Source organism: Pseudidiomarina tainanensis (assembly GCF_004214835.1).
In the GTDB taxonomy this organism is placed as follows: Bacteria; Pseudomonadota; Gammaproteobacteria; order Enterobacterales; family Alteromonadaceae; genus Pseudidiomarina; species Pseudidiomarina tainanensis.
Map to the genome: position 1 here is coordinate 208549 of NZ_PIQJ01000001.1, position 25940 is coordinate 234488.

25 protein-coding genes and 1 tRNA gene are annotated in these 25940 nt (G+C 47.6%); 6 read left to right on the top strand and 20 right to left on the bottom strand.

What is annotated here, in order from left to right:
- Positions 1 to 57: 57 nt before the first annotated feature.
- The 8 genes from CWI82_RS01065 to CWI82_RS01100 form a co-directional block, all read right to left on the bottom strand.
- Positions 58 to 1041: a helix-turn-helix domain-containing protein gene (locus tag CWI82_RS01065; RefSeq protein WP_165383858.1), complete on the bottom strand. Its 984-nt coding sequence runs from the start codon at positions 1039 to 1041 to the stop codon at positions 58 to 60.
- A 70-nt stretch (positions 1042 to 1111) separates the two neighbouring features.
- The gene (locus tag CWI82_RS01070) at positions 1112 to 1321 is read right to left on the bottom strand and encodes a helix-turn-helix transcriptional regulator (RefSeq protein ID WP_130202382.1); all 210 of its coding nucleotides are present in this window, start codon (positions 1319 to 1321) and stop codon (positions 1112 to 1114) included.
- Between the two features lie 2 nt (positions 1322 to 1323).
- Positions 1324 to 1743 (bottom strand): hypothetical protein, encoded by a 420-nt coding sequence (locus CWI82_RS01075; RefSeq protein WP_130202383.1) that lies wholly within the window; start codon positions 1741 to 1743, stop codon positions 1324 to 1326.
- 81 nt (positions 1744 to 1824) lie between these two features.
- Positions 1825 to 2778 (bottom strand): alpha/beta hydrolase, encoded by a 954-nt coding sequence (locus CWI82_RS01080; RefSeq protein WP_130202384.1) that lies wholly within the window; start codon positions 2776 to 2778, stop codon positions 1825 to 1827.
- A gap of 112 nt (positions 2779 to 2890) precedes the next feature.
- The gene (locus CWI82_RS01085) at positions 2891 to 3577 is read right to left on the bottom strand and encodes a hypothetical protein (RefSeq protein ID WP_130202385.1); all 687 of its coding nucleotides are present in this window, start codon (positions 3575 to 3577) and stop codon (positions 2891 to 2893) included.
- Positions 3578 to 3858: 281 nt separating this feature from the next.
- Positions 3859 to 4488, bottom strand: a complete 630-nt coding sequence (locus CWI82_RS01090; RefSeq protein ID WP_130202386.1) for a hypothetical protein — start codon at positions 4486 to 4488, stop codon at positions 3859 to 3861.
- Positions 4489 to 4507: 19 nt separating this feature from the next.
- On the bottom strand, positions 4508 to 5245 hold the full coding sequence (locus CWI82_RS01095; protein WP_130202387.1) for an ABC transporter permease: 738 nt from the start codon (positions 5243 to 5245) through the stop codon (positions 4508 to 4510).
- Positions 5238 to 5963 (bottom strand): ABC transporter ATP-binding protein, encoded by a 726-nt coding sequence (locus CWI82_RS01100; RefSeq protein WP_130202388.1) that lies wholly within the window; start codon positions 5961 to 5963, stop codon positions 5238 to 5240. Before CWI82_RS01100 ends, CWI82_RS01095 begins: the two co-directional genes overlap by 8 nt.
- Positions 5964 to 6115: 152 nt before the next feature.
- Here CWI82_RS01100 and CWI82_RS01105 point away from each other — a divergent pair, with 152 nt between their 5' ends.
- Positions 6116 to 7231: a sensor histidine kinase gene (locus CWI82_RS01105; protein ID WP_233340170.1), complete on the top strand. Its 1116-nt coding sequence runs from the start codon at positions 6116 to 6118 to the stop codon at positions 7229 to 7231.
- The gene (locus tag CWI82_RS01110; protein WP_130202389.1) at positions 7228 to 7824 is read left to right on the top strand and encodes a response regulator transcription factor; all 597 of its coding nucleotides are present in this window, start codon (positions 7228 to 7230) and stop codon (positions 7822 to 7824) included. The genes CWI82_RS01105 and CWI82_RS01110 overlap by 4 nt, the downstream gene beginning before the upstream one ends.
- An 11-nt stretch (positions 7825 to 7835) precedes the next feature.
- On the opposite strand, the gene CWI82_RS01115 is transcribed toward CWI82_RS01110, so the two are convergent.
- Positions 7836 to 8351 carry a helix-turn-helix domain-containing protein gene (locus tag CWI82_RS01115; RefSeq protein WP_130202390.1) on the bottom strand — a complete coding sequence of 172 codons (516 nt, stop codon included), beginning with the start codon at positions 8349 to 8351 and terminating at the stop codon, positions 7836 to 7838.
- A gap of 191 nt (positions 8352 to 8542) precedes the next feature.
- Positions 8543 to 9280, bottom strand: a complete 738-nt coding sequence (locus CWI82_RS01120) for an endonuclease/exonuclease/phosphatase family protein (RefSeq protein WP_130202391.1) — start codon at positions 9278 to 9280, stop codon at positions 8543 to 8545.
- 289 nt (positions 9281 to 9569) lie between these two features.
- On the opposite strand from CWI82_RS01120, the gene CWI82_RS01125 reads away from it, so the two are divergent.
- Positions 9570 to 10040 carry a hypothetical protein gene (locus CWI82_RS01125; RefSeq protein WP_130202392.1) on the top strand — a complete coding sequence of 157 codons (471 nt, stop codon included), beginning with the start codon at positions 9570 to 9572 and terminating at the stop codon, positions 10038 to 10040.
- Positions 10041 to 10580: 540 nt separating this feature from the next.
- Here CWI82_RS01125 and CWI82_RS01130 read toward each other — a convergent pair.
- The 7 genes from CWI82_RS01130 to CWI82_RS01165 form a co-directional block, all read right to left on the bottom strand.
- Positions 10581 to 11081, bottom strand: a complete 501-nt coding sequence (locus tag CWI82_RS01130) for a hypothetical protein (RefSeq protein ID WP_130202393.1) — start codon at positions 11079 to 11081, stop codon at positions 10581 to 10583.
- A gap of 258 nt (positions 11082 to 11339) precedes the next feature.
- Complete coding sequence (locus CWI82_RS01135; RefSeq protein WP_130202394.1) at positions 11340 to 12050, bottom strand: ABC transporter ATP-binding protein; 711 nt, start codon at positions 12048 to 12050, stop codon at positions 11340 to 11342.
- 1 nt (position 12051) lies between these two features.
- The gene (locus CWI82_RS01140) at positions 12052 to 13257 is read right to left on the bottom strand and encodes an ABC transporter permease (RefSeq protein WP_130202395.1); all 1206 of its coding nucleotides are present in this window, start codon (positions 13255 to 13257) and stop codon (positions 12052 to 12054) included.
- On the bottom strand, positions 13254 to 14405 hold the full coding sequence (locus CWI82_RS01145; protein ID WP_130202396.1) for an efflux RND transporter periplasmic adaptor subunit: 1152 nt from the start codon (positions 14403 to 14405) through the stop codon (positions 13254 to 13256). Before CWI82_RS01145 ends, CWI82_RS01140 begins: the two co-directional genes overlap by 4 nt.
- Position 14406: 1 nt before the next feature.
- Positions 14407 to 15009, bottom strand: coding sequence for a TetR/AcrR family transcriptional regulator (locus CWI82_RS01150; protein ID WP_130202397.1), 603 nt, complete (start codon positions 15007 to 15009; stop codon positions 14407 to 14409).
- A gap of 768 nt (positions 15010 to 15777) precedes the next feature.
- Positions 15778 to 15854, bottom strand: a tRNA-Arg gene (locus CWI82_RS01160).
- 78 nt (positions 15855 to 15932) lie between these two features.
- Positions 15933 to 17477: a serine hydrolase gene (locus CWI82_RS01165; protein ID WP_130202398.1), complete on the bottom strand. Its 1545-nt coding sequence runs from the start codon at positions 17475 to 17477 to the stop codon at positions 15933 to 15935.
- Between the two features lie 142 nt (positions 17478 to 17619).
- On the opposite strand from CWI82_RS01165, the gene CWI82_RS01170 reads away from it, so the two are divergent.
- On the top strand, positions 17620 to 19146 hold the full coding sequence (locus CWI82_RS01170; RefSeq protein WP_233340171.1) for a leucyl aminopeptidase family protein: 1527 nt from the start codon (positions 17620 to 17622) through the stop codon (positions 19144 to 19146).
- Between the two features lie 96 nt (positions 19147 to 19242).
- Here the strand turns inward: CWI82_RS01170 and cydB are convergent, their stop codons facing one another.
- Positions 19243 to 20244: a cytochrome d ubiquinol oxidase subunit II gene (gene cydB, locus CWI82_RS01180; RefSeq protein ID WP_130202399.1), complete on the bottom strand. Its 1002-nt coding sequence runs from the start codon at positions 20242 to 20244 to the stop codon at positions 19243 to 19245.
- Between the two features lie 3 nt (positions 20245 to 20247).
- Positions 20248 to 21642, bottom strand: coding sequence for a cytochrome ubiquinol oxidase subunit I (locus CWI82_RS01185; RefSeq protein ID WP_130202400.1), 1395 nt, complete (start codon positions 21640 to 21642; stop codon positions 20248 to 20250).
- Between the two features lie 116 nt (positions 21643 to 21758).
- On the opposite strand from CWI82_RS01185, the gene CWI82_RS01190 reads away from it, so the two are divergent.
- Positions 21759 to 22211, top strand: a complete 453-nt coding sequence (locus CWI82_RS01190) for a YqaA family protein (protein WP_233340172.1) — start codon at positions 21759 to 21761, stop codon at positions 22209 to 22211.
- On the opposite strand, the gene CWI82_RS01195 is transcribed toward CWI82_RS01190, so the two are convergent.
- On the bottom strand, positions 22191 to 23573 hold the full coding sequence (locus CWI82_RS01195) for an amidohydrolase family protein (protein WP_130202402.1): 1383 nt from the start codon (positions 23571 to 23573) through the stop codon (positions 22191 to 22193). The two genes, CWI82_RS01190 and CWI82_RS01195, sit on opposite strands and share 21 nt — an antisense overlap.
- A gap of 195 nt (positions 23574 to 23768) precedes the next feature.
- Between CWI82_RS01195 and CWI82_RS01200 the strand changes: the two genes are divergently transcribed.
- Positions 23769 to 25844: a S9 family peptidase gene (locus CWI82_RS01200; RefSeq protein ID WP_130202403.1), complete on the top strand. Its 2076-nt coding sequence runs from the start codon at positions 23769 to 23771 to the stop codon at positions 25842 to 25844.
- The last annotated feature ends 96 nt before the right edge of the window (positions 25845 to 25940 follow it).

The window sequence follows — 25940 nt, forward strand, 5'->3', positions numbered from 1 at the left end:
AAGCACGGTTGTTTGTGCCAGTAGCCTAGTTTGTGAGCGGCCAAGTGGCGACCAGAATCAAGATTCTAGACTTTTTAAGTAGCGACTGGGCGGCATTCCCGTCTGCTTTTTGAATACCGCATTGAAAGAGGACTTGGAACTAAAACCAGCGTCAAGCGCGATATCCAGCAGTGATTTTTGTGGTTGCGATTGAGCCATCTCAACCACTTGCGCAATGCGTAATTGGTTGATGTAGTCGGCAAAGCTTGTTTGTCCGCCTTGATTGATCGCCCACGAGATATCTTTGGCATTGAGGCCTGTGAGTGAAGCGATATCTTGAAGAGCTAGGCGCGGCCTGAGAAAGAGCCCTTCACGTTTGACTAAGCCATCAATTTCGTTGAAGAGGCTAAGAGCCTGTTCATTCGAAGCTTGCGAGTTAGCTTTTTCAGCTTCCTCGAACTCCTGCAAATCATCGAAAATTTCAGGTTGCCGAACAATCCCAACCAGAAAACCGGCGAGCAATAAAAGCAGAATGACTTGGTCGATGAAATACCATTGATTGCGCAAATCGAAGGGAAGAAAGGATTGCAGGTTGGCGCGGATGATCTCAATGACAATTAATCCCATCAAAGTGAAAAGAAGCCACATCAACCAGCGCAGTTGCAGGCGTTCGGTGTCAGCTCTGCGTTCTTTAATGGCGCGCTCGTAGCGCAACAGAAGCACGAGTGACCGTTTCAGGTAAATAAGTTGACTCAATGCGCCTAATGCGAGAACCCAACCGATGTAGGATGCGAAAAACAGCGCAATAAATGCCGGCACAAAATGCACTGCATCGCGCCAGACAAGCGGCTGTTCAGGTCGCACCAAGATCCTGACAAAGAGATATAAACTGGGTCCACCGGCAAGGCTCATAGCTGGCGTAACGAGCACTGGAACAAATCGCAGTTCTTCTAAAAAATTAAAAAGCACAGCCAATGCCTGCACCGAAAATGCCAAAACCAACCCGACATAGCGACGTTGTCCACATAGCATAGCGATTGCCAAAATACTCACAAACAACATGAGTAATTGAACAATATTCACCGGCATTAATTCGATAGGTGCAAGCATCATGACAGTGGTTTAAGTCAAATTAGGTTTCATCAAACCAAAATACATCAATAAGGCTTTTGTTGAAAACTTTGGCAATGCGAAAGGCAGTTTCCAAAGATGGTGAATAGCGACGTTGTTCAATCGCCGCTATCGTTTGACGCGTCACACCAACGCGCTCGCCCAGCTCAGCTTGAGTCATATCACCGCTTTCTGCGCGTAATTCACGTACGCAGTTACCGATAGGCAGCATGATTAATAACCTCTTCGGAAACTTACAATTTGCACAGCATATTCGGTGATTTGTGCCACCACTAAACTCAGTAAACAGCTATAAAAGAGAAGATTGCCGTCGTTTAGGAAGAGAAAGTGTAGTAGCGACGTGACAACGCCAACTGCTAATACACCGCCCGCCACAGCTTGTCCCCGACGAATGAACACTTGCTCTCTCTCATCGGCTTTTTGCCCAGCCTGTTGACGATTGGCGATTGCCAGCACGATTTGGCCGATTACACTTAAAATAATTAGCGTAACCGTAAGTTTAATAAATATCGGTAGTACCGCAGGAACCTGCTGAAGTTCCATATATGTTTGCACGACCGCATACGACATATAAAGCCCAACTATCAAGGTTGCAATCAACATTAGCCAGGCTGATTTTTCTTTGAAAGCCATGTGCACTTCACCAAGTTAAAAATAATTAACATGGTGAGTTTATAGGCGGAGTGCCTTCATGTCAAAAATTTTTAACAAAAGTCATTTCCCAAGCCAATTTAAAATAATCGCACTGCTTTCATTGCCAACAACCGCCATGCTTGGATGATTCCTATTGGGTAGATTTTTGACAGTTACTTGCTCGCCCCTTAGATCGGCAAACGAAGTGTAAGGCGACACTTCATCAGCCGATGACGTCAAAATCAATATCGGTATCGGCAGCGATGAAAGCATTGGCATAATATTGGTATCAGAGGGGGTCAAGTTGACCTCGGATAACGCTGATGAAGCTCCTTCGAGAATAGCTTCGTCGCCAATTAGACCAGCAAGGAATGGATAATTTGAGTTCGAGTAACGGTATACGGCCTCGCTAAAATTGAGCATGGGTGCCTGCAATATAAGTCCATGAACATCATCCCGCATGCTCGCAATTCGAGTAGCCGTAACCGCGCCCATTGAGTTACCAAGTAAATAGAGGTTTCGTTGGGGAACATGCTCTTTGGCAATGATTTCATTAATCACATAGCTATCGATGACACCAAAAGTCTTCTTCCCAGAAGAGTCACCATGCCCGAGCAAATCGGGAACGATAACGTTGAATCCTAAGAAGCGAAAGTAGAGCGCTGTATTTACCATGAACTCTTTTGAGGCGCGAAAACCGTGCATCAACACAATCGTACTTGGCGCGTAAACGGGCAGACTATCTCGTGTGATAGATAACTCAACAGCGGTTATGGAGTGCGCTGATGAAAGTTCAGTTTGGTATTGCAAACGCCGACTTGTGAGCGGCTCCCCGATAAAATACTGGGTACAACGGCCTTCGTTCGCGGAGCAATGTTCACGCGTAGTAAAGCCGAGTTCGGCAATATGTTCGTAAGAACCGATACTGTCATAATCGAAACTATCTGCTGATTGCAAATAAGTCGAAACGATTGACGCACACCCAGTCAAAATCAAACTGGCAAGCAATAGACTAATATAGCGTACAAAGTTCAAAAGAGTTCTCCGTGAAATCACGATCAAACTATTGCTCTGATACTCAAGTAGAGCCTAATTTGTCGAATTGTTCTATTACTTGGTCTAAGTTCCCAGAACAACGGCTGGTACATTACTGAGCCGCAGCTAGACGCCTGCGTTCTGCAGATTTACTTTTCCTGACCCACCGAAACAAATAAAGAATAATGATCTTGGTAGATGCGCTCACTACGGCGAGCAGCAGTAAGGGCCAACCATCCTCAAGTCCCATAACACATGCAAATGCGACTGTCGAAAAATCCATGAGTAGAATGAGCTGACTCATTTTTATATCGAGCGCCCCAGTACTGCCTAGCTTAAGTACCAGCATGATTTGATGGATATAACCTTGTGCAAGAAAAATAGTAATAATAACAATCATTGCCGCCATTAGCTTGCGTCCATCATCGGTGTAGGCATCTGTTACGAGACCAAAGATAATTCCTGACACAAGTAATATAATGGCTAAAGCGAAAAGGCTGAAGGAAGTCATTGCTCTTCTATCAATCCATATTTCATATAAAACCACCGCAACTAAAAGAGCGGCTATCAACCTCGGCCAAACAATAAAGTGATTGAAAGGCTCTATCGACATCCCGTAAACAAAAAATGAGTAATAAGCCAAAAAGCTAACAAAGAATTTATTTAAAGAGAGGATTTCAGTAGCTCCGTGCCGGTTTTCCCTCTTGCGTAGCCAAACCGTTCTGACTTGCGAGAAGATACCAATCAGGCTCACAACAATTAAAATCGAATTCAAAGTTCCAAAGAAATTAAAAAGCATAAGGGCTCACCCAGGTAAATTTGTCGACAATATATGTCTAAAAGTGATTTTGTAGAAATAAATATGGCTTATAGTAGAAATATTGTCGACAATCTGGTGTTTAGAGCCCTGGTTTTGCGGTTTTTAAAGCGGTGACGTAATACTCTTTTGCAAGCCCCATAAACACCGTAAGTGTAAATGAGTCGGATACTTTTATGATAAGCCAGCGCGCTGCAATATTTCTAGCTCAACCAGCAATGACCAGCCGTGAGCGGTGCTTGGATTGGGTGCATCGCTGCCAGCTAAGATGGGAACTCCAGCTCCGTATAGGAAATTGACGGCGCATGTTGATAAACCGCGTCAGCATGGGTGTAAACGATTTTGATAAAATCAGAGCCACTGTCGAGACGCTCAGCAACAGTTTCGGGGGCTGCGCTAGGAGCATTTAACGTCGGTACCGAAATACCGTATTGCGTGCCATGGCCGTTAGGTGCAGTGACTAAATAGCCAGCGCCAAAGATGTCAGCCTGTTTAGCTTGTTGGGTTTCCGCACGCGCGGCTTTATGCTGCTGCAAAAAGCTAGGGTCCCCGAACATATCGATCACGGTGGTCACACCGAAGTCGAGACTTTGCGCCAGGGCATCCCCCCATACGTGCACATGTGCGTCAATCAAGCCCGGAATTAACACTTCGCCTTGCGTCTCGCGATAGGGTAAATCGATTTGCGGGCGCGTCATCGCAAGCTCAGTAATCCAACCGTCTTGCACAACAACAAATTTTTCATCGCGCCATTTTTCGCCGTCAAAAATGTTCACCGGACCGACCACGAAGCTGTTCTCGCGCCCCGCATCAGCCGGCTTTGGAGTCGGTAGACTGAATACGATGGCCATTACAGCGCTAACAACGGCCAGTAATAAAAGTATCTTTTTCATAGTAGTAGGCTCATTTAAATTAGTGCGAAAGGCGCTGGCAACGCCAGCGCACGATAACGGTGAGTAATAAGGTAAAGCCAACAAGAGCAGCCAAGTGCAGCCAAATATTATGGCCCTGACTCGTGCCAATCACAGCATGAGCCAGTTGTGCATAGTGGTAGGCCGGCAGGCCATAGGCGATGTATTGCACGGTTTCCGGCAAAAACTGAATGGGTACCCATAAGCCAGATAAGAAAGCCATCGGTAAATACACCAAATTGACGACCGCAGGCGCACCTTTGTCGGACAAACAAAGACCCAGCAATAAGCCGATGAGAGCGAAGGGAAGGGTACCAATTAACAATACCAACAAGAGGGCAAGCCATTGCCACGTATGGAGTTCGACGCCGGCAAAAACGCCACCAGTGACAAAGAGGATTAGGGAAATGCACAAGGCGAATACCAAGCTACTGAAATACTTAGCTGCTACATAGGCGCTTAATGGCATAGGCGCAACGCGCTTTAAGGTAAGCCAGCCATGGGCGCGGTCACTGGCGACGGCGGTCGCATAGTTGAACATAGCCGGCCCCATCATACCGAAACAGGCATAAGAAACGAGCATGTACTGACTACTGCCCGAGCTAAAGTTAAAAACGATACCGAAAAAGATATAAAAAGTGACCGGGAATAAAATAGCCGGTAAAAAAAATGCGGGTGTGCGCCATAAGCTAAGCAAATCATAGCCCGCTTCTTTAACGTATAAATTCGCATTAAACATGACGTTGCTCCTGCATGTTGGCTAAGTAGGCTTGCTCCAGTGAACCGTGATCAGCTATCACCTCGGTCAAAGTGCCTGCTGCAATGACTTCGCCGTCACGCAACATTGCGACACGGTCAGCCAAGCGCTCGGCTTCTTCGATGTAGTGGGTGGTTAGCACAATAGCAGTGCCCGCAGAGCGGTAGTCCTGAATATGCTGCCAGAGTGCATGACGCGCCTCGACATCCATGCCCACGGTGGGTTCATCTAAAAACAGTAAGTCGGGCTTGCCAGCCACCGCGAGGGCGAAAAGGACTTGCTGGCGCTGGCCGCCAGAGAGTTTGCCAAAGCGTTGCTTGGCGATAGTATTGAGATTAAATTTGTTCATGAGCTCGGCAACCTGAAAACCGTTTTGGTAATAGCTACAAAAGAGATCCAGCTGTTCGTAGACAGTTAAGTTCGCTGCCAGTGCACCGAGTTGCATCATGACGCCTAAGCGCTGTCGTACCTCTAAAGAGCGTTGTTGCGTCAACATAGGCTGACCAAATAACTCGAGCTGATCCGCTTGGTAGGAGTGCATGCCAAGTACGCTGTTGATCAACGAGGTCTTGCCTGCGCCGTTTTTACCAAGAACCGCAAGAACCTCGCCGCTGTAGGCGGTGAGATCCACATCGTAAAGTGCGCGATGCTGGCCATAGCTTTTGCGTAAGCCGTGAATAGATAAGTGTGCGACTGCCATGGGCGATCTCCAGTAAATAATGTTATCGCCAAGTTTAGGGAGACAAATGCTTACGCGGCAGTAGCTTTTGTCAGCAATTGAAGGTGACAAATGTCACTGGTCGAATGGGCTAGTAATGGCCATAATGAAATGACTTCGAGCGGAAGAAGCAGATGATGACCAGCGATAACACCACACAAAAAGCCTCTAACGAAGAAGCGAAACACGCTTGGGTTTACCTATTTAACTTAGGTTTTTACATCCTACCGATGGTGCTATTCCCCTATACGATCAGCGAGATTGTGTTGCTTTCCCTTGCTATGTTGGTATTTGTCGGGCTGTATTTTTATTGCTTCTATTTGCCTTACCAACGCATGCTTTGGCCGATTATCGGTATGTATGTTATTGCCTGCGCGGTCACGCCGTGGAACCCGGGTTCCGTTGCTTTATTCAGCTACGTCGGTTTTTTCGTCGGTTTTGCCTACCGTTGGCCTTATGCCTTAGCTGTAGTGTTGGGGCTTATCGGCACCCTAGCAGTGTTTCAGTGGCATGTGGGAACCCATTGGGACCTGTTTTTTCATTATGGCGGAGTCATCGTCATCACCGTTGCAATTTTTGGTCGTATTGAGCGCTTGCGGCAGCAGCACGCCGCCGCTGAACGTCGCAGTGCGGACGAAATTGAACGCCTAGCAACGAGTGTTGAGCGCGAGCGCATCGCGCGCGACTTACACGACATCTTGGGGCATACCCTTTCAAGTATTGTATTGAAGTCGGATTTGGCCAAAGCGCAACTTGGTAAACAGCAGTACGATGCCGCAGCGCAACAGCTTCAGGAGCTCAGCGAAATAGCGCGCCATAGCTTGTCGCAGGTGCGTCAGAGCGTGTCGGGCTATAAACATAGCGGGCTTGTGCTTGAGTTAAAACGTTTAGAACAACGCTTGCATGATGCCGGCTTTCGAACCGACATCTTAGGTAAGCCGCCGATCTTGGATACACCTCGCGAAACCGCCTTAGTTCTTGCCGTAACCGAGCTAGTAACGAATGTTATCCGGCATAGTTCGGGCCAGATCTGCACCATTCATTTTGATGAAAGTGCCGATGTCTATCGCGTGCAGATTACCGATGATGGCAGTCATGCTGAGGTCCAAAGTGGTAACGGCCTATTAGGTGTCAAACAACGAATACAAGAGCTCGGCGGCTCCGTCGAAGTGTCCACCGCACGGGGCTGCGCTGTGGCTTTGCAGCTACCGAAGCTTGAATTGACGAATACCGACGGAGCAGCGACATGAAGGTTTTGCTCGCCGAAGATCAAACCATGGTACGTACCGCATTAGCCAGTTTGCTTCGCTTAGAGGCAGACTACGAGGTCGATGAGGCAGTTGATGGCGCGGCAGCGCAACAACAGTTGCAGCAAGAAAACTATGACATTTTGCTGACCGACATCGAAATGCCGCACCTGTCTGGTATTGAGTTAGTGCAATGGGTTCGAAAGCATCAGCCACAACTTAAAACTGTGATTATTACTACATTCAATCGGGCAGGTTACATAAAACGTGCCGTTGACGCTGGCGTGAGTGGCTTCCTGTTAAAGGATGCTCCGATTGATACACTTATTGGCTCCCTGCAAAAGGTCTGTGCCGGAGAGCGCGTGATCAGCAACGAATTGTTACTGCAAGCGCTTGGCCAAGATGACCCTCTTACGGAGAAAGAGCGCAAAGCGCTGCGCCTAGCAGGACAGGGCATGAGCACTCAAGCCATTGCCCAAGCATTATTTATTGCCGAAGGTACTGCGCGTAATTATCTCTCAGAGGCCATCAGTAAGTTGCATGCGAGTAATCGCGTCGAGGCGGCACGCATTGCGCATCAAAAAGGATGGTTGTAAAAGGGGGCGAATTAAGTTGACCGTTTTAAACTTGGCATCGCCAAGAAATAAAGTACTAATAACACACCAAATGGGACTAAGTACATCCATTGCCACCCGATGCTTTGGCCTGCGTCTCGTAACCGACGCGTAGAAACCGCCAAAAAGGGAATAAGCAATATAATAGCGACAATAGTAGCCAACATCATGTGTATTGCTTCAGCTAGAGCCTGCACCATGACAAAGAATATGAAAAACCACCAAAATTCGTAACGGTTCGAGTAGCTGTGAAAGTTATCGAAGTTCTTAAGCGTATTAAGTACGCTAGTTACTGCGTTTTTGGGAACCCTGTCTGAAGGGCTCAATAGTGAATCTGGGCTAACTTCAAATACCGAAGCTAACGCCTTTAGTGTTTCTGGTGATGCGCTACCTCTTTTTTCTAAGCGCTGAATTGTTCTTAAGTTTACAGCGCACAGTTCACTTAACTGCTCTTGTGACCAACCTTTGTTTTCACGCAATTGTTTTACTTTGTCGCTATTAATATTCATGCTGTAGCCACTCCTTGTAGTGCCTAACCAATAGCTACAAAACTACCACAATTAACAGAAACGACTACGGCATTTATGCGGCAGCTAGCCGGCAAAAAGCGAATTTAGCAGAAAAAGCTATGGCAGATATTGAAAAAGCACTGTCGACTCAGATTGAGAATATTGAAGCGCTGCGGGCTAATCTATTATCGCTATAACTTAAAGCGCGCATATAGCGGGTTGTGATCAGACACCTTGTTTGTGTCGATCGCTGACGTTTGTAGCAGCGAAAGGTCGCGATAAAAAATGAAATCTAGCGGGTGCTGCCGGTAGGTTTTTATATGATGTGGATCCACCATAATGGCTTGCCGAAGTCCGACGCTGCGACAGAATTGCAGTAAGCGTAAACGGCGTTGTCGACTCCATACGTTGAAATCACCAGCCACAATGAGCGGCCCTTGGTGGCTTAAGATTTCAGCTTTGATGAGCTCTATTTCTTTTGAAAATTGGTTCGCACGAACGAAATTTATAGCATGAACGTTAGCGACTAATAATGAGCCACCCTCGGCTAGCGAGTGGTACGACAGCATGTAACTTTTGTGTGTTGCAAACATGCCTTCGCGCTTATTACTGAGTCGCGCTTGAGCTTCTGTAAACGCATACTGGCTTGCGGTGAGGACACCATAAGTCGAGCGACGGGTTTGCATGTTTGGTGCAACAGCGTAAGACCACTGCGGCAGAAGCCAGTTACTTTTTGCGGTGAGCTTTGCCTCTTGAAGCAATAGAAATAAGCAGGGATAGTTTGCTAAAACGCCCGCCAAAACACGTTGAAAATTCGTTGTTTCGGTAAGCTTTTGCGTATTCCAGCACAATACACCAAACTCTTCCCCATGATGGATGGGTTGGTCGTGTACAAACTGCTGAGGAAACACAACTTTGGGTTTGAGCACATGCCCACCTTTCGAATTATCTGTTGACTGATTATTCTGCAAATTTTCGGTATTCCAGTCACTCCATCATATTGTATTCGAGGCTTCCGTTGAAGTGACTCTTGATGTTGATTCGAGCAAGTCAATTCGATTATCAGAGGACGACAACGCTAAGATTACATTTGGATGAAGATTTAAAACCAAAGTATTTATTGCTCGAGAACAATAATTACTCAGCGGCGGACTATAAGATGTCGATATACGAGCAAATGTTGGTTAAATCGTAAATTGTTTCATTCGGGAAGTGAATATGAAAAATATACTTTATATCGCAGCGTTTATTGGAATTTTTAAAACCTTACAGTTTTCAACTGTGATTGCACAAGAGCATGAGCATGACGCTCAAACTCACAAACTTGAACTCGCTTTAAATCACGGTAAAAGATGGACTATTGATGAGAGTCTGCACATCGGCATGACGAGCCTCAAACGTGAAATAGAAATAAATTTAGAAGCAATTCATAACAATCAGTTTTCTGCTGTTCAATATCAAGAATTGGCGGGAAGCTTAAATGACCATTTAAATTTTCTATTTAAAAACTGCAAACTAGAACCTCAGGCAGACGCTCAGCTCCATATTCTCCTTGCGAAAATAATGCGCGGTTTAGAGCAAATGAAGTCTGCTGATAATCAAAAGCAAGGTGTTGTTCTTATCATTCAGTCATTAGATGAGTATCCCGCTTATTTTGAAGACTCAGACTGGCAGCCTTTAACACATTGAACATTGAATGGCGCACCCGACAGGAGTCGAACCTGTGACCTCTGCCTCCGGAGGGCAGTCACGGGTTCGGTGGTAAATCGTTAAAGCTAGGCGTGGTATGGGCTTAAACGGTGTTTAGGCTTTCTTTTTTGCGTCGGAATCGACACTTTTGAGACCGGTTAAGGACAAAATTGGTCACAGAAAACCGACTCCGAAATTTCAAATTTTGACCTTTGCCTCGCGACAAAAAATTCTGAACCTTCCGAAAAACTTGAGTTTTTAGGTGGAAAAAATTCCACCTTTTATCTGGACTTTGGGTACTTAGGGTGGTCTGTAATTTAATCATTTCAATATGAGGTACATGGTAATGAAAACCATAAAACTCGTGGCAATAAACGCGATCGCTTTGTTCCAAATATCGAGAACTTCAAAACCAGCCGTCGGTACCAGGGGCTCAAGATGAAAGAGCTTCCTTAAGTTTGTTATAAGCTAGCCGGAGGCCGTGTCTGTGTGCGCATGGCGTTGGAAATTGGAGCGGCGAATCGCGAGAAATGACACTAACTACTGTGACTTTTCCGGCAATTCGCCAATTTCAATGTAATCGTCGATTGTTTCATCGAAACAACTGCATGTCTTCTTTCCTGAGCTATTAGGGGGTGTCGAGCTTCCGTAATAACCCTTATCTAAGCAAATCTTCGCACATTGTTCGCTAAGCGTTTTGGGGCGAAGTTCGCCGCGTATTAAAAACAGGGTGACCGAAAGAGCCATAATGCCAGTGGCAGTAATAGAATAGATTAATCGAGTCTTGAAAGAAGAAGATCGGGTATTTTGCTTACAGCCGTGTTGAAATCCAGCATAAATTGTGAGTAACCAGACGCTCAGAAAAACAATGAGTGCAACAATACCAAGGAAATAATCTGACCAATCCGGCCAAGGATTGTCGCCATAAATAAAGAGCCAGAAAATACCAGCAAACAATGCGACAGTAGCCATAGCTGCAATAAACGCCACCACAAGACCGGGTAATCCGAATAAAATTGCGTAACGATAAGTGGTTTTCATGATTGTTGAGAGACCTAGTTTATTAGTCCTGAGCGCGCCATAACTTTAAATTTAGCTGGAAGGATACAAACTATCCATGCAGGCAGTACCAAAGGCATCACGATAGCCTTAAATCCAAGCCACTAGGTCGCTATGATTCGTCACAAGCTGGGCCTGCATCTCATTTAGTTGTGCAATATTGGCATTCATAGGGTTAAGTAAACTTTCCTTGCACCAATAAGCTAGATTCTCGTCGCTGTCTGTTTTATTTTCAAACACTTAATCAGGCAACCGACCTTCACCGACCTCCTCAGTCGTGACGCCATCGCGAATGTGGTAAATGCGCTTGAAGGTGGGAATGATCTTTTCGTCATGAGTCACCACGATGATTGCGGTTTCAAATTTTTTTGCCATGTCATTCAAAATTCGAATAACCGCCATGGCACGCTCGGAGTCAAGAGGCGCTGTTGGTTCATCGGCGAGAATCACTGGCGGACGGTTAATTAACCCACGTGCTATGGCTACGCGCTGTTGCTCTCCGCCAGAGAGCTGCGACGGAAAAGCTTGCGCGCGGTGATGCACATCTAGTGCGGTTAGTAGTTCTAGCGCACGAGCGCGTGCTTCGGAATTGCTGACACCCGCTAACATTGGTAATAGCGCCACATTGTCTACGACATCTAAAAACGGGATGAGATAGGGTGATTGAAAGATGAACCCTATTTTATCGCGTCGCAGTGCCCGCAGGTCCGAGACTTTCCAGTCTTGCTCAAAAATGGTCTGCTCGCCCAGTGTCATTTTGCCTGAAGTTGGCGTAATCACTGCTCCAAGTGATTTCAGTAGGGTGCTTTTACCTGAGCCTGAAGGACCTATTAATCCAACAACTTCACCAGGAGCCACGTTCATGTTCACATCTTTGAGTGCATCAACGGCGGTATCACCACTGCCATAGCGTTTACTCAAATGCTCAATGCGTATTCCATGTTTCGACATATTAACCTCCAATTGCTTCTGCTGGGTCGACTTTTAACGCCATACGAATGGCAATGACACTAGAGAGCGCACTGATAACAAGTACCAAGAAGAGACCGATGAAGGCGTCTTGCGTAAGTAACAAAACATGTTTAGGGAACAGTGGAGCAGCGAAAGCCGCAGTAATTTTACCAATCACAAAGCCAATAATGCCAAGTACAAGCGCTTGTTGCATAATCATGGCTGCAATGGTTCGATTGCGTGTGCCGATAAGCTTTAGCACAGCTATCTCACGGATTTTGTCCATAGTTAAAGTGTAAATAATAAAGGCGATAATGGCTGCGCTGACAATCGCCAGAATGACCAAGAACATACTAATTTGGCGAGCTGAAGTAGCGATGAGTTTGCCGAGTAAAATCTCTTCCATTTCAGCTCGGGTATAAACGGTTAAGCGTTTCCAACGACTGATCCGTTGCGCCATTTCGTCTTGTGAAACATGGGCATCGAGTCTCACGAGAATCGCATTGACGAAACTATTGGTGGTTTGTGAATCGATAACTGCCTGCGTGATGGCTGAGGAGCCCGGTTGATTAAATGCAGGGTTCGCTTCAGTACGACGGCGACTTTGCCAAGTCGCATCATTATCTTTCAGAAACTGTGCTTCTTGCGCATCTTTTAATGGTATAAAAATCATCGGGTCGCCACTAGAAGAAACCATACGTCGTGTGAGCCCGACAATGGTGAAGTCTTTGCGGCGTATACGCACGGTATCACCGATAACGAAGCCTGTTGCAACATCCGCGACCGCTTCGTAGTGACCTCGGGTTAGGTAACGCCCAGCCACCAAATACGGTGGCCAGCCTGGCGCAGCGAAACGATCGCCAGGTACTATGCCGACAACCATCGCTCGGACATCGCGCTCTTCTTTACGAACCTGCATGGTCAAATAGGTAACGTTGGCGACTTCGGCAACGCCAGGCATTGCGCTGATGGTGCGATAAAGATCATCATTTAAACTGGATGATTCGGCATAGGGACCGAGGGTATTTTGCTGTACGACCCAAAGGTCAGCTCCACTGTTATCAAGTAATGCTTTACCGTCATCCACCATTCCTCGATAAACACCGGCCATCACAAAAGTGACACCGATCAACAATCCGAGTCCGATGCCGGTAAAGATAAACTTACCCCAAGAATGCAGGATGTCGCGTCCGGCGAGGCTGATCATTCACTACGCTCCACCAGACTCTCAACGATGTGAATTGAGCTACGTGCGGAAAGCTCTCTTTCACTAAACAACACAATCGCGTCACCGTCTTGTAATCCCTTAAGCACTTGCACATCGCCATTAAGGTCTGCTCTGCCTAGGGTAATAGGAACAAATTGCAGATCTCCGTTGCGTACTCGCCACACGCCTAATTCAGCGTTCACACGGTGGATAGCTGCATTAGGAATGACGAGTGTGGGCTCTAGTTCAGTAAGGCTTACGTGTACCTCGGTTAATTCACCAATGCGTGGCAACGGCTCAGGAGTTTGAGCGAAAACGACTTTTGCCAGCGTTTCTTCAGTAATGGCATCGGCTTTTAATTCAACACGCGCGACTTGACCGTCCAGTTGAACGTTTTGTTGAGACCGCAAGATGATTGTTGCCGGTAAGCCCTTACGGAGTCCTGCAGCACTTATTTGGTCAAAGCGCACGTTGACCCAAATGCTAGCGGGATCAATGAGTTCAAGTATGGTTTGTCCGCTGGGTACAGTAGAGCCAACTTCAGCGTTACGGGCAATCACAATACCGTCTGCTGGCGCCAGGAGGTCAAGCTCTTGGCGTTGTACCACAAGAGCTTGGTAATCCGCTTCGTTGCGGTCGCGTTCATCTTGTACGCGGACAAGCGCAGCTCGGGCAATAGCCGCAGCTTGTTGCTTAGCGGCTAAGTCGTCTGCACTCACTGCTTCTGTTTTATAAAGCTGTGCAAAACGCTCAGCTTGTGCTTCAGCAAAATCGAGTTTAGCTTCAGCTTCGGCAATGCTTGCATTCGCTGCTTTTACCGCCGCTAACTTCGCATTGAGACGTTGTTCTAGATCAATGGGCTCCAGTTTAACTAGAACGTCACCGGCGTTCACTTCGTCACCCACATCGACAAAGAGCGCTTTGACTCGAGCTGCGTATGCGTGACCCAAAGTATAGGTATAGCGCGCTTCAACCGTGCCAATACCAAAAAGGCCTGGTTGCAATGATTTCGTTTGAACCTCTGTCGTGACTACTTTTACGGGTGCTAGTGGACCGCTATTGATAACCACGTAACCAAGCAAAATTAACAGCGGCACAATGACAATTGTAAGCGCAACGGCTTTCTTATGGGGTTTAAAGTTAATCATATTAGGCCTCTATGCCATGGCGGTATATCGCAAAAACTTTTGGTGCCTCGATGTGCATTAACTTAATGTTATCGACGAGTAAGGATTGCATCACCAATCCTTGAATCATTCCAATCAACAAGCCTGCCGCAGCTTTAGTATCAAGGTCTGCACGGACGAGTCCTTGTGTTTTGCCATTTTCAAGGAGCTGCTGCAGTCGCAAGCTGTAAGATTTGAGTAATGTGGTTGCGATTTGCTTGGGCACACTTGCCTGCTTACGTTGAAGCTCACTAAACAGCATGCGTGGGGCGCCCGGATACTCGCTGACAAAGCGAATATGAGCAAAAAATATTGCTTCAATTACGGCTATCGGAGAGGTTTCCGCTTGTGCGGCTCGTTCGATACGACTGAGTAATTTATCGGCAATCCATTGAATAACAGCTTGAACAATTGCGTCTTTGGTCGGGAAATACTTGAACAATGCTCCTTGCGTGACGCCCATCTTTTTAGCGATATCTGTAGTAGATATTTCGCTCGGGTTTTTTTCTGCAGCAAGTGCAACAACGATGTCGACCGTCGCAGCGCGGCGGTCTTCAGCTTTCATATAATTGGTATGTGGGCTCATGACAGACTCAAAAGTAAGTAAGTTATTACTATCTTACGCCTGCTGTTAACGCTGTCAATTATTTAGTAAAAAAAGCCCCCGCAGGTTGCAGGGGCTTAAAAATTTTCGTTTCCTTGTTATTCTGGACGGTCTTGCGCTCGGGCTTCTTAAAGTCCGAGCCGGCTTTCCATGCTGGCCAGTCAGGAGAGTAATCGTCACTGACTTTTTGACCGTTAACATCAGCTTGGGGAATTGACGCATCACAGCTGGCAGAGCACACCTTCGCTCAAGGTCAGCTCGACTTGGTCATGGTCGGTCGTGCTCATCTAGCCAATCCGCACTGGCCCGATGAGGCCGCCATTGCCCTGTGCGTCAAAGAGCCTTCGTGGGTGTTGCCCGCGCAAGCCGCTGTATATATCTGCGCATGCCATCGAAGAACGGGTCAGCAATAAAACTGGGGAACGTAGCGGGTAATTCACTGGCAACTTCTTTCGCTGTCGCCAGAAAGTGCTCTCGACGTATCATACGACATTCGTACTTTCTTCCCCGGCTACCTTTGAGAGACATGGTTAACTTTGTAACTACCCCCGACGAATTTATAACAGCGATGATTTCTCAATGGATTTCAGAATATTGTTTTCGGAAAACTCAGATGAATATACATCAGGTTTTCCGGGGATACAGAGAGCTCGATATAATAATTGTTTAACTACAGATTAAGAGGGTTAAAAAATTTGGCACAAAAACTTTTTGGTTAGTGAACACTTTCGGTGAAATATTTGAATTGTATGGCGCACCCGACAGGAGTCGAACCTGTGACCTCTGCCTCCGGAGGGCAGCGCTCTATCCAGCTGAGCTACGGGTGCGCATTGATTCACTAAGGAATCGAAGAGAGCGGGCATTATAGTGACCGCTCGCGTTGCTGTCCAGCCGGAAAACGCCAACTACGGTTGGCGTTTTAGCTCTAAATTATGGAAATCGAAGCTGAAATCGGTAAATGGCGCAATCGCTTCCATTTTAGCGCCTGTCACCTCGTTCGAGCGGCTGACGTTAAAATCAATATAAGCATCAGCCTCTAACAATGGTTCGTCCCAACGCACCACAAAAGTATCGCCGTTATAGTGCTCGAGGGTGCCTTTTAGCATTGGTGTGTGGGTGAAGTTAATCCGTAATTTTTTGTCCGTCATACCAATATCGACAGCACCATACCAAGCATCGACGTAGCTACCCACGTATCGCGCTAATGGTAATGCTTTGCGACTGACATCCGGTACAGGCATTTTAAACGCTGCTTTAGAATCCATAAACTCGCGATATTTTTCGCTTTCTTCTGCTATCCAATCGGAATCTGGCAAGTCTAATAAGTCTTCAAGCGCTTCTTGAGTAATTGCGATTAATGCACCGAAGGCCTGCTGATTGCTCATGACAGTAATCGCAAAGTTGCGCTCAGGAATAATGGTCGTGAGCGAAAGCATGCCTAAGATACCGCCGCTATGGTAAACGTGTTTTACGCCGTGTTCGTTTTTCACAAACCAACCCAAGCCGTAGCCACGGTAATGCGTGCCGTTCTCGGCAGCACTGGCGCTCACCGTCAATGGAGTAACGACCTGCCACATGGCACGTTGAGAATCGGCGCTAAACACCTGCTCACCGTTAATTGATTTGCCATGGGCGATTTGTGCCAGTAACCACTTCGCGAAGTCATTGGCGTTGCTCGCCATGGCCCCTGCCGCCGCAAAATCTTCCAGATAGTCCAGTGGGAAACGATGCAGCTTGCCATTCATTTCAATAGTGCCGACTGCCACATTATCAACGTTACCTGGAATGTTGGAATGGCCAATCACCGTGTCATTCATACCCAACGGCTTAAGTAATGCTTCTTGAACATAGTCGGTATACGGCATGCCACTGGCGCGGGCGATGACTTCGCCAGCAGTAACAAACATTAAATTGTTGTAGGCGAAGCGCTCACGCAAGCCGGAGGCAAAAGGCACATGAGCCAACCCTGCTATAATGTCAGCGGTTGATTTATCAGTGTTTGGCCAAATCATCAAATCGCCAGCACCGAGGCCTAAGCCAGAGCGATGACTCAACAGATCGCGAATGGTCAGCTCGGCGGTAATTGCAGGGTCCGACAAACGAAATTCAGGAATGTATTGAATGACTTTGTCGTCCCAACTAAGTTTCTTCTGCTCAACGAGTGTCGCAAGCGCCGCTGCAGTAAACGCTTTGGTATGCGAGGCAACACCGAAGAGGGTGTCAGCGTTTACCGGCTCGCCGTTGCCAACATCCCGAACCCCGAAGCCTTCGGCTAAAATCACTTCACCATCTTTCACCGCAACAACAGCAAGCCCAGGAATATTAAATGCGCTCAACGCTTCTTCAGCTGTTGCTCGAATATCATCGGCCGATTGTCCGAATGTTGGCGCGGTTGAAAAGAGCAATGCACCACACACCAAACTGGCTAAGGGTTTGAAAGATAACGTCATGATTGTGTCCTGATTTTTGTTCTATTGACTGCTAGCCAATCTAACCTCATCGCAGAGATTAGGCAACTTGCCCGAATACGCTAGTGAACCCGCGCAGTTTGGTTAGACTACGCAACAGGTTATTTCTTAAAGAGGATGAGTCATGAAGGCAATGAAAGTTATTGCGGCACTAGCAACGTTGATGTTGTCAGTACAGGCGTTCGCCTCGCAGTTTGTCATAAACCACAAATTTGACGATGACGCGAACAACGACAGTAAGGTGATGGTGATATTTGCCGCGGAAGATGAGGCGGTTACATTAGAATCGTGGTCAAGCGCGACGCAAACTATGGTCACCACGGCGTTGAATGCGAAGGAATTCACTGGTAAGCACGGTCAAATGGTTGAAGTATTAGCGCCTACTGGATTAACCGCGCAGCGTTTGATTGTTGTTGGCGTTGGTGCGGCCGGTGCATTTAATCGAGTGAAAGCCGAGCAGGTTGGCGCAAAGCTACTGGGTTCGTTACCAAGTGATAACGAGGTCGCGTTAAACGCTAGTTTGCTTGCTGATGCGAATGCGGTTGCAGCCATTGCACACGGTATGGACTTAAAAAACTATCGTTTTGATCGCTATAAGAGCGATGCAAAAGATCGCGACACCGTTACCTATTACTGGCAAGTGGCTGATGATTCAGCGGCGCAGCAACACTATGGCGATTACCAAGCGATTGCAAAAGGCGTTTTCTTAGCACGCGACATCACCAATCTGCCAGGCGGCGATGGCTATCCGCAAGCGATTGCTGAAATGGCCTCAAAAGCCTTGAAGCCATTGGGCATTAAAGTAACCGTATTAAACCCTGAGCAAGTGCGTAAAGCCGGCATGGGTGCGCTTTACGGTGTTAGCCAAGGTAGCCAACACAAGGCTTACTTGCTGGCCGCGCATTGGCAAGGTAGCAAAGACCAACCGGTTGCGCTGGTTGGTAAAGGGAATACGTTCGATACCGGCGGTTATAACCTGAAAACTTCATCAAGCTCAATCTTGCGTATGCAAACCGATAAAGCCGGTGGCGGTGCAGTATTGGGTGCAGTGATGGCGTTAGCTGGACAAAAAGCACCGGTGAACGTTGTGGCTGTGGTGCCTTTATCACACAATTTAATTTCAGGCTCAGCGCTGTTACCAGGTGATGTAGTGACTGCCGGTGATGGTACCAAAATTGAAGTTGCAAACACCGATGCAGAAGGTCGCCTGATTCTGGCTGACGGTATCTGGTATGCACGTGATAAATTCAAACCGCGCGCCATTGCTGACATTGCGACGTTAACGGGTTCGAAAGTCGGCGCATTGGGCACCGCATACTCAGCTATTTTCACTGAGCATGACGATTTGCTTGCTACCATGAAACAAGCCGGTGAAGCCACCGATGAATTAGTATGGCAACTACCGTTAGGCCCATACCCAGGTATCATCAGCAGCACGTTAGCAGACATTAAGAACGTGGGTTCGCCTGGTGCGCAAGCTGGCGCGGTATTCTTACAGCACTTTGCTAAAGATACCCCATGGATTCATATCGATATGGCCGGCAATGCATACAATGCCGGCGCTAGCGGTATCCATCCAGCTGGTGGCAACGGTTACGGCGTACGCCTGCTAACCGAATGGGTAAAGCTGTACTCAAACCAAGCAAATTAAAGTAATACCGCTCGAATGAGCAGGCCGACCAGGGTGATCGTGATCACCCCGGCGGCCCATATTCCGACAAACCATAACCAGCGCTGCCAAGTTGGTTTAGTCATGATAGCCACTGTCCTCTTTCACTTTGCCGCGAAACACCCAATAAGTGTAACCGGTGTACGCGAAAATAATTGGTAAGAGAACAACGGCGCCTACAAGCAAGAACGCCAAGCTATTATCCGGTCCGGCAGCTTCCCAAATAGTAATTTCAAACGGAATTAGATACGGGAAGATACTGACGGCGAAGCCAACGAAAGCAATTAGAAACACGCCAAGCGCCCATAAATAGGGGCGACCTTCTTGTTGCTTGGTGAGTGAATTGAGCAATCCACCGCCAATCAGCGTCAAGGCAAATGGCACCACCCATAACACTGCCGAGCCGGGCCAAGTAAGCCAGCGTTCAGCGACATTTTCAAATGATGACACCAAGTAAATACTGACTGTCGCAATGGCAAGGATCAACAAGATGGCGCTGTTTCGTCCATAGTTGTATGCGCGCGCTTGCAGTGGTCCGTCGGTTTTCATGACCAGCCATGTTGCGCCCAAAAGCGCATAGCCAACACATACCGCAATACCAGCAAAAATGGTAAATGGGCTTAACCAGTCAAACCAGCCGCCAGAATAAGCACGGTCAGTCACTTCAATACCTTGCAGCATGGCACCCAACATGATGCCTTGGCTTAACGCCGCGACCATTGAGCCGAGCATAAAAGCGCGATCCCACCAATGCTTATTGGCTTTACTTTTGAAGCGGAATTCAAATGCGACACCGCGGAAAATCAACCCCAATAGCATGGCAATAACAGGCATGTAAAGCGCGGGCATGAGTACCGAATAGGCTAACGGGAATACCGCAAGCAAGCCGCCACCACCAAGTACTAACCACGTTTCGTTACCATCCCATACGGGTGCCACACTATTGACCATGCGGTCGCGATATTTTTCCTCGCGAATCCACGGGAATAAAATTCCCATACCCAAATCAAAGCCGTCCAGCGCCACGTAAGCGAACACTGCAATTGCAATCAGTGCTGCCCAAATGAGTGCATAATCCATCGCTTAGTCCTCCTCGTGATATAGGCGTTCAGCGGCCATTGGCACGCGTGCATATTCAGGAATATGGGTATGCTCAGGGCTACCGGCCATTTTGCGTAAGATATAAACCGTACCGGCACCGAATACTAAGAAGTACACCACGATAAAGGCGATGAGGCTGGCGCCGACGCCAACTGCATCAATGGGTGAGGCGGCGTCACTCGTACGTAGCAATCCTTGAATTACCCATGGTTGGCGGCCTACTTCAGTCACAATCCAACCGGCGATAACCGCAACAAAGCCCATTGGCCCCATAAAGAGAGCTGCACGGTGAATCGCTCTCGAGTCATAAAGCTTTTTGCGCAGCCGCAGATAGCCAGACCATAAGCCAATCAGCATCATCAACACGCCAATACCAACCATGATGCGGAACGACCAAAACACAATCGGAACCGGCGGCCATTCATCACGTGGAAAAGCGTCCAGTCCCGTAACTGTAGCGTCGACGTCGTGTTTTAAAATCAAGCTGGCAAGGCCAGGTATCTTAATCGCATAATCAACTTCGGCTGTTTCTTCATTGGGCCAGCCAAATAAGTACAAGGGCGCTTGTGATTCAGACTTAAAGTGGCCTTCCATTGCGGCCACTTTGGCGGGTTGATGCTCTTGTGTATTTAAGCCGTGAAGGTCGCCAACGAATACTTGCAGCGGCGCGACAATCAACGCCATCCACATCGCCATCGAAAACATTTTGCGAGCGGCTTGCGAGCTTTTGTCTTTCAACAAATGCCAAGCCCCAACCGCGCCAACTACAAACGCAGTCGTTAAATATGCGGCAATCAGCATGTGCGCGAGGCGATAGGGGAACGATGGATTAAATATGGCTTCTAGCCAACTGGTGACCACATATTGACCTTGCTCATTTATGGCGAAGCCGGCTGGGGTTTGCATCCAGCTATTGACCGATAAAATCCAGAAGGCACTAATCGCGGTACCTACAGCAACCATGAGGGTTGCAAAGTAATGTAAGCGCTCACCAACCTTGTTCATCCCGAAGAGCATGACACCTAAGAATCCGGCCTCTAAGAAAAACGCTGTGAGTACCTCGTAGCCCATCAATGGACCAATGACGGGACCCGCCTTGTCGGAGAATACCGACCAGTTGGTACCGAACTGGTAACTCATCACAATGCCGGAGACCACACCCATGCCAAAGGCAACCGCGAAGATTTTCACCCAGTAACGGTAGAGCTTTTGATACACTGGATTGCGCGTTTTAAGAAATAAACCTTCGAGTACTGCAAGATAACTGGCTAAGCCAATGGTGAAGGCGGGGAAAATAATATGGAAGGCAATAGTGAATGCGAATTGAAATCGGGCAAGTAATATCGCATCTGCCTGTGTGAACCAACTTTCGAACATCTTTCACCTCGTGGGTAGTATGTACCTTAGTCGAAATAAGTATAGGCATTAATTTAGCCGATTACGAATAATAAGCCGTTCATTAGCAAGATAATAACTAATCGTGCCCATACAAAATGTATGGCAGTACCAAAACCAGAGTATTTCGTATGTATGTGACGCTATTTGTGGCGGCGTTATTGTCTGCCACGCTGTTACCCGGTTCATCGGAAGTATTGTTGGTTTCGTTGCAAACGCAAGGCTATGCGGCGGGCTGGTTATGGTTGGTGGCTACGCTTGGCAATACGCTCGGTTCATGTGTGAACTATGGGTTAGGTCGCTATGCTTTGCATTGGCAACATCGGCGTTGGTTTCCGGTGTCATCAAAGCAGCTAGAGAAAGGGCAAGCGTGGTTTGGACGCTATGGCAAGTGGAGTCTATTGTTGGCATGGCTACCGGTTGTTGGTGATCCAATCACCCTTTTTGCTGGCATTATGCGGCTTCACTTCGGCGTGTTTTTGGTTCTCACTGCCATCGGCAAAGCCGCACGTTATGCGGTCATTCTTGGTTTACTGCTCAGTATCAGTTGAAACGGCATATGCTGCGGCAATTTCAGCTAAGCGCGCATCGATAGTTGCTCGATCTAACCACTGGCCAGCAACCATAACACCAGCATGTTCAGCGATAGCTTCTGGGGCAATAAGAGGATTTTCATTGAGCAACATGAAATCAGCGCGCTGACCTTCCGCAATCGCACCGAATTTATCTTTATCGGCAAAATACTCACCAGCAGCAACTGTCGCACTGTGTAATATACCTGCGGTCGGAATACCGGCATCGCGTAACATACGAATTTCATGCATTGCCGAGAATCCCGGAACGCTGAATAACTGCGGCGCATCGGTACCGAAAATCATCGGTACACCGCCATCATATAAGGCTTTGATGAGGCGTTGGCGGTTTTGTTGCTGCACCATGGCGTTGTCTTGATTGAAGTAACCAAGCGTGGGTTCCTCAAGGTAACCAAACCAGCCATCGCGAACTTGCTGCGGTACATATTTAATCTCTGGGTAGGCACGCAATGCATCTTTATCGGCCGCACCAATAATGGTTGCCCACAGCGCTTGGGTTGGCACCACGGCGACGTTGTAGCGCAATGATAATGCGACTAAATAATCGAGTTCATAACGTGATGCAGCGCGATTAGTTGCATCAATCGCTTCAAGGTAACCGTCAAGGTGATCAATGGTTCGTTGTCCAGCTTTTAACGCCTCTTCCAAACCAACGTCGGTCGGCACATGGCCACCGAAGTCCATTTTTGCATTACGCGCCGTTTTCGCCATAGCTTGATATTCAGCAAGGGTTAACCCCGGATGAACCTTAAGTAAATCCCAGCCCTCATCGCGTTGGTCAATCACTCGCTGCGTCGCTTGTTCAGGTGATTCGATGCTGTTGCCGTTGAAACTTGGTCCGGCAAGATAAAGCGTAGGACCTATACGCTTGCCCTCAGTGATATCTCGTTTCAACTGCAACTGATGCGGATAACCTAACATGCCGCGCACTGTCGTGACGCCATTCGCAACGTACATAAACAATACATCGTCGAGATAACGGTCGGGGTATTGTCCAAAACCACTGGCTGGCGGCACATGCCCATGCATTTCAGCTAAACCAGCTAATAGATATTTGCCGGTACCGTCAATGTGCTTATAGTTCTCTGGTACTGACAACGTTGCGGTATCACCCACGGCTGTAATCCGGTCGCCCGCAACTAATACCGTTTGGTTAGCGCGAACGTCACCGTCTGTGCGGGTTAAGGTAACCACATTAACACCATGGAAAGCGTAACCAGTAGGCTCAACGGCAACTTCTGGCGCTTCGGGTTGTGGCTGACAGGCGCTGATAAAAAGGAGCGACAGCGACGCGATAACAAAGGTGATGAAACGTGACATAAAAGGGTACCTGAGTAAAAAAGTAACGTAAAAGCTCAACACAGCATGACTGCTATTGTAGTCAAAAAGTCACAACGACACGGGTGTTGTTTATCGCATGAACAACTAAGATAGTCGGATTTGTACTCGCAACGGCAACAAAATGCTTTAGTCTGAACGTAATAACTTCAATAGAACAACGAAAAAGGATCAGCCATGCGTCAACTTCTAATTCCAGTGGTGCTGGGTCTCTCAGCATTAACTACGCAGCTAGTGGTTGCCCCCGCAACTGCACAAGAAGCGCCTAAAACCTTTCAAGCAGAAGATATTTTCGCATTGGAGTGGGCAAATGATGTGCAAATCTCACCCAACGGTCGTTACGTGGTGTATGTTCGTCACGGTTTCGACATCATGAAAGACAATACCAAGCGCGCGTTGTGGCTGGTCGACACTGAAACGGGATCGCATACGCCGTTGTTTGATGATCAGCATTCATACGGTAATCCAAGCTGGTCACCCGATGGTTCAAAATTAGCGTTTAGCTCCAATCGCGATGGACGCAATCAAATTCACGTGTATCACTTGGCTACGAAAACTTCGAGCGCGATTACTGAAGTAACTGAAAGCCCGCGTCAGTTCTCATGGTCGCCGGATGGCAAACACCTCGCCTTCTTGATGAATGTGGCGGCTGAGAAGACCGAGTACGCGAAAGCGGTGAAAAAGCCAAAGGCGCCAAAAGGTGCGAAGTGGGCGAAGCCGCCAGTGATTGTGGAGCGTACTTACTATCAGCGCGATGGCGCAGGTGTGCTACCTGACACCTATAGCCAGATTTTTGTAGTGCCAAGCGAAGGTGGTACCGCACGTCAATTAACTAGCGGTGCATTTAGTCATAACGGGCCGTTAGCGTGGGTTGACGGCGGTAAAGCGCTCGTGTTCAGCGCCAATCGTAACGACGATTGGGAATATCAAGTCAACGAATCTGATTTGTGGAAAGTTGCAGTACAAGATGGTGCATTGACCCAAGTCACTGATATGCCAGGCCGTGAATGGTCGCCAATCTCCTCACCAAATGGCGAGCAACTCGCGTTTTTACATCGTGGCAACGAAGCGATTCCATATCATAACGCCAAGCTACGTATAATGGATTTAGACGACAATGATCAGCGTGAACTATTAAGCGATTTTGACCGCTCGGTCGACAGTCCGTTGTGGCTGAGCAATGACCGCCTAGCGATTCAATACGCAGACCGTGGCCGCTATAAATTGGCTGAAGTTCGTTTAAACGGTAACAAAAACGAGTGGGTGGATGATGTGGGTGGCGTTTCAGTCAGTCGTCCATACATGAGTGGTATGTTCTCAGTTGCCGCTGGTGGTAACAAAGTCGCTTACACCCGTGGCTCAAGCTATCGCCCAGCCGATGTTGCAGTGTTTGATATTCCGCGCCGTGGCGCAGCTAAACCACAAAGCTTTACGGCGTTAAATGACGACGTGTTAGGGCATCGCCAATTGGGTAAAGTGCATGAGTTTACGTACAACTCAAGCTTCGATGATACGGAAATTCACGGTTGGTACATTACGCCGCCTGATTACGATCCGAACAAAAAATATCCGTTGCTGTTAGAAATTCACGGCGGTCCGCATCTAGCATACAGCCCGATGTTTGCAGCCGAGCAGCAGCGTTATGCCGCTGAAGGTTACATTGTGTTTTACAACAACTATCGCGGCAGTACGTCATATGGCGCCGAGCACGCGTTAAAACTGGATGGCTTCTACTCATCTGAGCGCGATCATGCGGACCATATGTCAGGTATTGATGTATTGATTGAAAAAGGCATGGTTGATCCGAACAACCTGTTCATTGCTGGTGGTTCGGCAGGTGGTATCGCAACTGCGTATGCGGTTGGACTTACCGATCGGTTTAATGCAGCTGCAGCAACTAACCCTGTCATTAACTGGATTAGTAAAACGCTAACTGCAGATAGCTACTTGGGGCAAATTACCAATCAGTTTCCAGCAATGCCGTGGGAAGACTACGATCATTATTGGAAGCGCTCACCGTTATCAATGGCGGGTAAAGTGAACACGCCAGTCATGTTATTTAGCGGTGAAAATGACCGTCGTGTGCCAATGTCGGAAATCGAGCAGTTCTACCAAGCGTTGCAATTGCGTAAAGTAGATACGGCGATGGTTCGCGTTCCCGATGCATCGCACGGTGTGACCGCGCGTCCGTCAAATATGATTGCGAAAATTGAGCATACGTTGGCGTGGTTTAAGCTTTATCATAAAAAATAACTGCAGCTAGTCATGCGGTAACAAAATGGTTGCGATGTCATATTTTTTGCTATGATGTCGCAACTTTTTTTTTGATTGATGAAGTGACAAGGCAGA

What these genes read in the sequence shown, in the direction of transcription:
- CWI82_RS01100 (WP_130202388.1), bottom strand. Translation starts at nt 5,963, where the DNA reads ATGGCAGTCGCACACTTATCTATTCACGGCTTACGCAAAAGCTATGGC.
- CWI82_RS01195 (WP_130202402.1), bottom strand. Translation starts at nt 23,573, where the DNA reads ATGTCACGTTTCATCACCTTTGTTATCGCGTCGCTGTCGCTCCTTTTT.
- CWI82_RS01150 (WP_130202397.1), bottom strand. Translation starts at nt 15,009, where the DNA reads ATGAGCCCACATACCAATTATATGAAAGCTGAAGACCGCCGCGCTGCG.
- CWI82_RS01145 (WP_130202396.1), bottom strand. Translation starts at nt 14,405, where the DNA reads ATGATTAACTTTAAACCCCATAAGAAAGCCGTTGCGCTTACAATTGTC.
- CWI82_RS01190 (WP_233340172.1), top strand. Translation starts at nt 21,759, where the DNA reads ATGTATGGCAGTACCAAAACCAGAGTATTTCGTATGTATGTGACGCTA.
- CWI82_RS01095 (WP_130202387.1), bottom strand. Translation starts at nt 5,245, where the DNA reads ATGTTTAATGCGAATTTATACGTTAAAGAAGCGGGCTATGATTTGCTT.
- CWI82_RS01065 (WP_165383858.1), bottom strand. Translation starts at nt 1,041, where the DNA reads ATGTTGTTTGTGAGTATTTTGGCAATCGCTATGCTATGTGGACAACGT.
- CWI82_RS01140 (WP_130202395.1), bottom strand. Translation starts at nt 13,257, where the DNA reads ATGATCAGCCTCGCCGGACGCGACATCCTGCATTCTTGGGGTAAGTTT.
- CWI82_RS01165 (WP_130202398.1), bottom strand. Translation starts at nt 17,477, where the DNA reads ATGACGTTATCTTTCAAACCCTTAGCCAGTTTGGTGTGTGGTGCATTG.
- CWI82_RS01110 (WP_130202389.1), top strand. Translation starts at nt 7,228, where the DNA reads ATGAAGGTTTTGCTCGCCGAAGATCAAACCATGGTACGTACCGCATTA.
- CWI82_RS01085 (WP_130202385.1), bottom strand. Translation starts at nt 3,577, where the DNA reads ATGCTTTTTAATTTCTTTGGAACTTTGAATTCGATTTTAATTGTTGTG.
- CWI82_RS01070 (WP_130202382.1), bottom strand. Translation starts at nt 1,321, where the DNA reads ATGCTGCCTATCGGTAACTGCGTACGTGAATTACGCGCAGAAAGCGGT.
- cydB (WP_130202399.1), bottom strand. Translation starts at nt 20,244, where the DNA reads ATGGATTATGCACTCATTTGGGCAGCACTGATTGCAATTGCAGTGTTC.
- CWI82_RS01105 (WP_233340170.1), top strand. Translation starts at nt 6,116, where the DNA reads ATGATGACCAGCGATAACACCACACAAAAAGCCTCTAACGAAGAAGCG.
- CWI82_RS01115 (WP_130202390.1), bottom strand. Translation starts at nt 8,351, where the DNA reads ATGAATATTAATAGCGACAAAGTAAAACAATTGCGTGAAAACAAAGGT.
- CWI82_RS01185 (WP_130202400.1), bottom strand. Translation starts at nt 21,642, where the DNA reads ATGTTCGAAAGTTGGTTCACACAGGCAGATGCGATATTACTTGCCCGA.
- CWI82_RS01200 (WP_130202403.1), top strand. Translation starts at nt 23,769, where the DNA reads ATGCGTCAACTTCTAATTCCAGTGGTGCTGGGTCTCTCAGCATTAACT.
- CWI82_RS01135 (WP_130202394.1), bottom strand. Translation starts at nt 12,050, where the DNA reads ATGTCGAAACATGGAATACGCATTGAGCATTTGAGTAAACGCTATGGC.
- CWI82_RS01130 (WP_130202393.1), bottom strand. Translation starts at nt 11,081, where the DNA reads ATGAAAACCACTTATCGTTACGCAATTTTATTCGGATTACCCGGTCTT.
- CWI82_RS01170 (WP_233340171.1), top strand. Translation starts at nt 17,620, where the DNA reads ATGAAGGCAATGAAAGTTATTGCGGCACTAGCAACGTTGATGTTGTCA.
- CWI82_RS01125 (WP_130202392.1), top strand. Translation starts at nt 9,570, where the DNA reads ATGAAAAATATACTTTATATCGCAGCGTTTATTGGAATTTTTAAAACC.
- CWI82_RS01075 (WP_130202383.1), bottom strand. Translation starts at nt 1,743, where the DNA reads ATGGCTTTCAAAGAAAAATCAGCCTGGCTAATGTTGATTGCAACCTTG.
- CWI82_RS01090 (WP_130202386.1), bottom strand. Translation starts at nt 4,488, where the DNA reads ATGAAAAAGATACTTTTATTACTGGCCGTTGTTAGCGCTGTAATGGCC.